Genomic DNA, 6,097 nt, shown 5'->3' with positions numbered 1-6,097 from the left:
GGGCTCGGTGCGGTCATTCGGTGTATTGGGTTCAATGTCTGCTCTAGCGGCAAAGCGACCGGTCACTCGGCAGGCGCATGTATCCACTACAGTGCGGTGTGCAGTCTGCTACCGAAATAGCGTTAAAACCGCCTTGGACGATCAAGCATTAGCTGGAGCACAAGCTGTTCTCTTCCTGTTCTATTGTTTATGTGCAACTTTTGGAGGGGTCGACTTGCTTCAACCGGCAAGCTTCCTCAGCAATCGGTACTGCCTTGATACACGTAAGCTTTTGGATGTGCGACCAGACCCTAGAATGTGCCAAACGGAGAACAACATGAGCGCTAACGCGGACAGCGGTCTGAAGGGCAATCGAGACGTTACAGATACTGAAGGTGACTATTCCATCTATCCGCACATGGATGGGATCAAAAGCTCGATGTCGTGGAAGCTTGGCTGTTATGGAGAACGCGGCGCTCTTTCCAAGGACATGATCGGGAGCTTGGCTGAACAGTTTGACCTGCCGACTAAGCTCGTACGCGAACTCTCTGTGTTTCTTGGGAACTGCCTCAATAACGACGACGACATCGCAATCAATCTGACTGAGGTCCGACGCTCGCAAGCGATTGAACGAGGTCAAAAGCACCTCAAGCAACTTTTGCGGAAAGCAAAACAGAGTTCCATTGGTCCCCAAGAACTCCGGAACGCATTGGGCTCGCTTTCGACTTATTTCGCGGCGACGCCAGAAGATGGAGACCTTCTTGACCAAGTCCTCGACAAGCTTGAGACCGCAACGACACTTACTCAGGATGTCATAGATGACATTCGGCACATCCTTGTGACCCCCGGCGCAGTTGCAGAGATGTCGCCCCGAGACAAGCGGTTCTCGCGCGACAAACGCCGTCAGTACATCGTCGAGAGCTGCTGTTACATCTGGAAAGATGCCGGTCGCCCTCTGACCTATACAACATACTCAGACGGGCGCCCCGGAGGACAACGGCAAGGTCCGCTCGTCAACTTTATCCAGGCTGTCGTGAAGATGATCACCGAGCCGGGGCAAATCCTGAGCGGTGAGACGATCCGCGTGGATATAGACGATTTTCGCGGCAAGCTTGAGCGTGAAGAGAAAGAGCGTTGGGCGCCGCCGGAATTGGCCAATCAATACACTTAGAAGGAGCAAGCCCGCGTTGTCATGGTCATGGCATGACACGCGTTCCTGCCATACCCCCTTCTGACGACCATGCGCACCGGCAGGTTGAGACAGCGATTGACCAGTTGGTCCGATTGCTGGCTGCCCAGGCAGTACGGGAACTGGGCCGGAACGCCTCTGACCAAAAGGAGGCGCATCAGGATGCCACAGATCAATGCCAAGAAGAGCCGACCCCGCAAGCTTTTGACGGTGAAGGACGTCGCTGAACTGGACAATTGCTCGGAGAAGACGGTACGCCGTGCGATTGCGGCAGGCCTGCTTGAGGTTATTCGGGTGGGCCCCGGCGGACGCCTCATCCGCATTGATCCGGCAGCTCATGCCGCCTACCGGCAGACACATTGCTGGTAGGAACTCACGTCTATTAATGTCTATTTATGTCAATGCGTTATGTGCATTTCGGGAAGAAGGCCAGCCCGTAAGTTTCTGACTTTCTGTGCTACGCTTTTCCCGAATCGGACCTCCTGTCCACACCCGTCCACCCGAGACCTGACATGTCCAAAGGAACACAGACCCGATGACTAGCCAGAGCCCCGTTCCATTGACAATAGCCTTCGTCAAAGCCGACACACCGATGTTTGCCGAGCTTATCGAACAGCTGCGCTCCGATAGCTCTCTGACAGACGGACGCCGCCGCGATATGATCTCCGGCCTGCGCCGTGCATCCAAAGCCCTTGGATTGCCTCCTGAGGATGTGCCTTGCGATAGCCGCTGGTTGCAGCCCCGTCTTTCCAAAGTCACACCGGCTGCACTCGGTCTTTCACCAAAGAGCTGGCAAAACGCGGTCAGTGATGCACGGGCTGCGCTCGCGCATTTCGGGCTGGTGGAACGGCGCTTCAACCGGATCGATGATCTGTCTCCCGATTGGCAAGCGCTCTGGGCGAATGTACTGGCGTCCGGCGACAAGACATTGCAACCCGCGCTCTGCCGCTTCGTGCATTTTTTGAACCGGCAGGGTGTCAAACCTGCCACTGTCTGTGAGGAGCATGCTCAAGCCTATCGAGTAGCCCTTGAGCATAACGAGATCAGCAAATCTCCTGATGTTTCACATCGTGCCGCTGTCAACGGCTGGAACCTGGCGGCTCGACGTATTTCACAATGGCCCAACGTCACTCTGCCTCTGGAATCGCGCCAGAAGGTCATCACTTTTCCGGTGACCGCGTTTCCAGCGCCCTTCCAAACCGCTCTTGCAAAGCTGATACATCGTCTGTCCAATCCAGACCCCTTGGCAGATGACGGTCAAAACAGGGCACTCCGACCCCCGACCCTGTCCCAATACCAAAGACAGTTGGTTCGGTTTGCCTCCGAACTCGTTCACTCTGGTATCCCGATCGCGGAGATTGGCGGATTGGACATCCTGATCAATCCGATGATGGCTGAACGGGGTTTGCGCCAGATGTTATCGCGCACCAACAACCAGACCACAAAGATGATCAGCGAGATCGCCGCGCTGCTCCGCAACCTGGCCCGGATACTCAATGCATCCGATGACACCCGGGACGCGCTGTCGGGGCTTGCCGCGCGTCTTGCGGTAAAACCTCAGAATGGCATGACCCAAAAAAACCGAAGCCGGCTGCGGGTGTTGCAGGAGGACCGGCATCAGCAGCGCCTGCTGCTTCTGCCTGAACGGGTTTTCGCGCGACCACGCGGCACCTCCAAGCCGTATGGCTGGGCTCTGGCGCGTGAAGATGCGCTCGCCATCGCCATCTTGCTGGTCTGCCCAGTTCGCGTGAAGAACCTGGCTGACATCCACCTGGAACGCCACCTGCACCGTCCCGGCGATGGCCGAGCCTACCTGGTTCTGGAAGGCGGCGAGACCAAAAACGAGCGACCTGTCGAGTTCGAGATCCCACGGGATGTATTGCGCATGATCGACGCCCATCTCAAAACTCGCTGTCCGGAACTCTGCCCCGCGGGAACGCCTTGGCTGTTTCCGCGCCGAAAGAGATGCGATCCAATCGACCCGAACGCCCTTTCGGCACGCATCTCCAAACGGATCCGGAAGGAAACGGGGTTGGAGATGAATGCCCACCTGTTTCGGCATTTCGCGGTGATGAACTGGCTCGACGCCAATCCCGGCGGCTACGAGGTTGCGCGCCGTTTGCTCGGGCATTCGGAGGTCAGCCACACCATCAACATGTATTCCGGTCTTGAGGCACGGTCGGCGACACGCGCCTTTGCTGACCTGGTCGATGCCAAGAAAGGGCGTCGCTGATGAGCCTTATTCTGCCGCTCGACGAATGGCCCGCGCAAGACCAGGAGATGTGGCTCAACCTTCAGGCGGGAGGTGGACCGCTTGACGATTGCGGCGCGCTCTCACATCTACGCGCGACCTCGCTGAAGACTTTGGAGTTGCGCTATGCCCGATGGCTGCAATGGCTGATTACAAGTGATGCGAATGCGATCACACTGCCTCCGGCTCGACGCGCGACTCTGCCGCGCCTGTCCGCTTGGCTTCGGGACCTCTCACACACCCGGCCAATGACCCGGTTGATGTTCATTGACGGCGTTTTGCGTATCCTCTCCGCGGCTGACCCGACACAGGACTGGTCCGCTCAGCGGAGATTGAAAGCGGGATTGAAGCGCACCGCAGGACGGGGTGATCGGGATCGCAAACTTGGGCGTGTGTTGTCCAGCGAGGTTCTATTCCGTGCAGGGCTGATTCTGGCGACGGGTCATGCAGAAGCGGCGCCAACATCGCTGCGCCGTATGATGTGCCTGCGGGATGGCACCATGATTGCCATGCTGGCTTTGATGCCGATGCGGCGACGCGCCTTTGCCGGCCTTCGGATTGGCATATCCTTGCATGTCACAGCAGACACCTTGACCGTCGCGCTCCCCGGGGATCTGACCAAATCAGGGCAGCCATGGGAGGCTGTTGTTCCCCAGAGTGTTGAGCCTCTCTTGCGTCGTTATGTCAACGAAGTCCGCCCCTATTTTTTGGAGCGTGGCCAACAGCAGCACGATGTCCTATGGGTTGGCAAAACTGGCTTACCTTTCAAAGAAAACGCGCTAGGCCCCCGAATTGCTGATCAAACGCTTAAGCTGACGGGTCGCCGCATCCCACCGCATTTCTTCCGGGATGCCGCCGCAACGACATTGGCGCGCTCCTCTCCGGAACACGCAAAGCTGATCCGACCAATATTGGCTCATACGAGCTTCGGAACGGCAGAGCATCACTACATTCACGCCCAAACCATTGAAGCAGGCCGCGACTACGCGGATCTGATCAACCAGAAGAAAAAGGTCTGTCGATGACCCGAGTCGCAATCTATGCCCGTTTCTCCAGCCAGATGCAGCGAGACGCATCGATCGAAGACCAGATGCGACTGTGCCGGGAGCGGGCAGAACGCGAAGGCTGGACCATTGTTGAAGCCTATTCGGATCGGGCGGTCTCTGGCGCGTCCATGTTGCGTCCCGGGCTGCAAGCGCTCTTCAATGCAACCCAGGAAGGACGGGTTGATCTGATCTTGGCGGAGGCGCTGGATCGCTTGAGTCGAGACCAGGCAGACATCGCTGCGATTTTCAAACGCCTGAGCTTTGCAGGGGTCGGCATCATGACTCTGACCGAAGGCGAGATCAGTGAGTTGCATGTGGGTCTCAAGGGGACCATGAACCAACTGTTCCTCAAAGATCTGGCAGATAAAACTCGGCGCGGTCTTCGCGGGCGGGTGGAGCTTGGACGCTCCGGTGGCGGCAACAGCTATGGCTACGACGTCGTCCGGCGTCTCGGGCCCGACGGCCAACCTGTTACGGGGGAACGAGTGATCAACGCAGCGGAAGCTGAGATTGTCCGACGGGTGCTTCAAGAGTTCACCGAAGGGCACTCCCCAAAAGCCATTGCGCGCCGCCTCAACACCGAGGGTGTCCCAGGCCCCCGTGGTAAATTATGGCGTGACACGGCAATCCGGGGGCACCGCACTCGTGGAACCGGCCTTCTTAACAATGAGCTCTACATCGGCCGCCTGGTCTGGAACCGGCTGCGTTACATCAAGGACCCGGAGACCGGCAGACGTGTTTCCCGTCTCAACGATACCTCCGAATGGATCATCACGGAGGTCCCAGAGCTGCGCATCGTCGGGGATAAACTTTGGGAGGCGGTCAAACAGCGGCAGGGCGAGATCGAGGCTGATCCCCGCGTCAAAGCCATCAAGGAAACCAAGTTTTGGGAGAAGCGGCGCAAGAAGCACCTTCTGACAGGTCTTGCATTCTGCGGCACCTGCGGAGGGCCGCTCGCGACAGTCGGGCGCGACTACCTCGCCTGCTCTGCCGCCCGCAAACTCGGTACTTGTTCCCATAGGCACTCCATTCGCCGCAATGTCCTGGAAGACGCCGTTCTGGATTTGCTTCGTCAGCGTCTGATGCAGCCCGACGCAGTGGCCGCTTTTATCAAGTCCTTCAGCGAAGCCGCCAACGCAGAAGCAGGCACAGCGGAGGAAGTCCGGACCCGTCTGCAATCCGACCGGGACAAAGCCGTGCGCAAACTGAATGGGCTTTATGACGCAATCGCCGAGGGCATTCGCACCACCGGACTTCAAGCAAGACTCGAAGAGCTTGAAGCGCAGATCGCCGATCTTGAGGCGAAGCTCTCAGAACCTACGCCCTCACCGGTGCGACTGCACCCAAATCTGTCCGAACTCTATCGCTCCAAGGTCGCAGATCTGGCACAGGCGTTATCGGATCCGTCGATCCGTACAGGAGCCTTGGAGATTATCCGGGGCTTGATCGAACGTGTTACGATCCAACATGAACGGGATGGCGTGCAGATCGAACTGGAGGGTGCCCTGGCAGCAATGATTGGGCTGGCCCAGAATGAACAAAGCCGCCCTGAGGCGGCTTGTTCGAGGCTCTGTTCGACCAAGGTGGTTGCGGGAGTAGGATTTGAACCTACGACCTTCAGGTTATGAGCCT

At 57.9% G+C, this 6,097-nt stretch carries 5 protein-coding genes; all 5 read left to right on the top strand.

Features of this window, described 5'->3' with window-relative positions; all coding sequences use genetic code 11:
* Positions 1–316 precede the first annotated feature (316 nt).
* The 5 genes from ACR0LI_RS20745 (at position 317) to ACR0LI_RS20725 (ending at position 6,093) form a co-directional block, all read left to right on the top strand.
* The gene (locus tag ACR0LI_RS20745; protein ID WP_226689268.1) at positions 317–1,150 is read left to right on the top strand and encodes a hypothetical protein; all 834 of its coding nucleotides are present in this window, start codon (positions 317–319) and stop codon (positions 1,148–1,150) included.
* Positions 1,151–1,330: 180 nt separating this feature from the next.
* Positions 1,331–1,537, top strand: coding sequence for a helix-turn-helix domain-containing protein (locus tag ACR0LI_RS20740; RefSeq protein ID WP_170782160.1), 207 nt, complete (start codon positions 1,331–1,333; stop codon positions 1,535–1,537).
* A 223-nt stretch (positions 1,538–1,760) separates the two neighbouring features.
* Positions 1,761–3,401 carry a hypothetical protein gene (locus ACR0LI_RS20735; protein ID WP_480719184.1) on the top strand — a complete coding sequence of 547 codons (1,641 nt, stop codon included), beginning with the start codon at positions 1,761–1,763 and terminating at the stop codon, positions 3,399–3,401.
* Entirely contained in the window at positions 3,401–4,444 is a 1,044-nt protein-coding gene (locus tag ACR0LI_RS20730; RefSeq protein WP_480492314.1) for a tyrosine-type recombinase/integrase, read from the top strand. The genes ACR0LI_RS20735 and ACR0LI_RS20730 overlap by 1 nt, the downstream gene beginning before the upstream one ends.
* Positions 4,441–6,093: a recombinase family protein gene (locus tag ACR0LI_RS20725; protein ID WP_480719183.1), complete on the top strand. Its 1,653-nt coding sequence runs from the start codon at positions 4,441–4,443 to the stop codon at positions 6,091–6,093. Before ACR0LI_RS20730 ends, ACR0LI_RS20725 begins: the two co-directional genes overlap by 4 nt.
* Positions 6,094–6,097: the final 4 nt, after the last annotated feature.

Source organism: Ruegeria sp. CL7 (genome assembly GCF_056536445.1).
The sequence above is the reverse complement of the archived record's forward strand: the minus strand, read 5'-3'. Positions and strand labels throughout refer to the sequence as shown.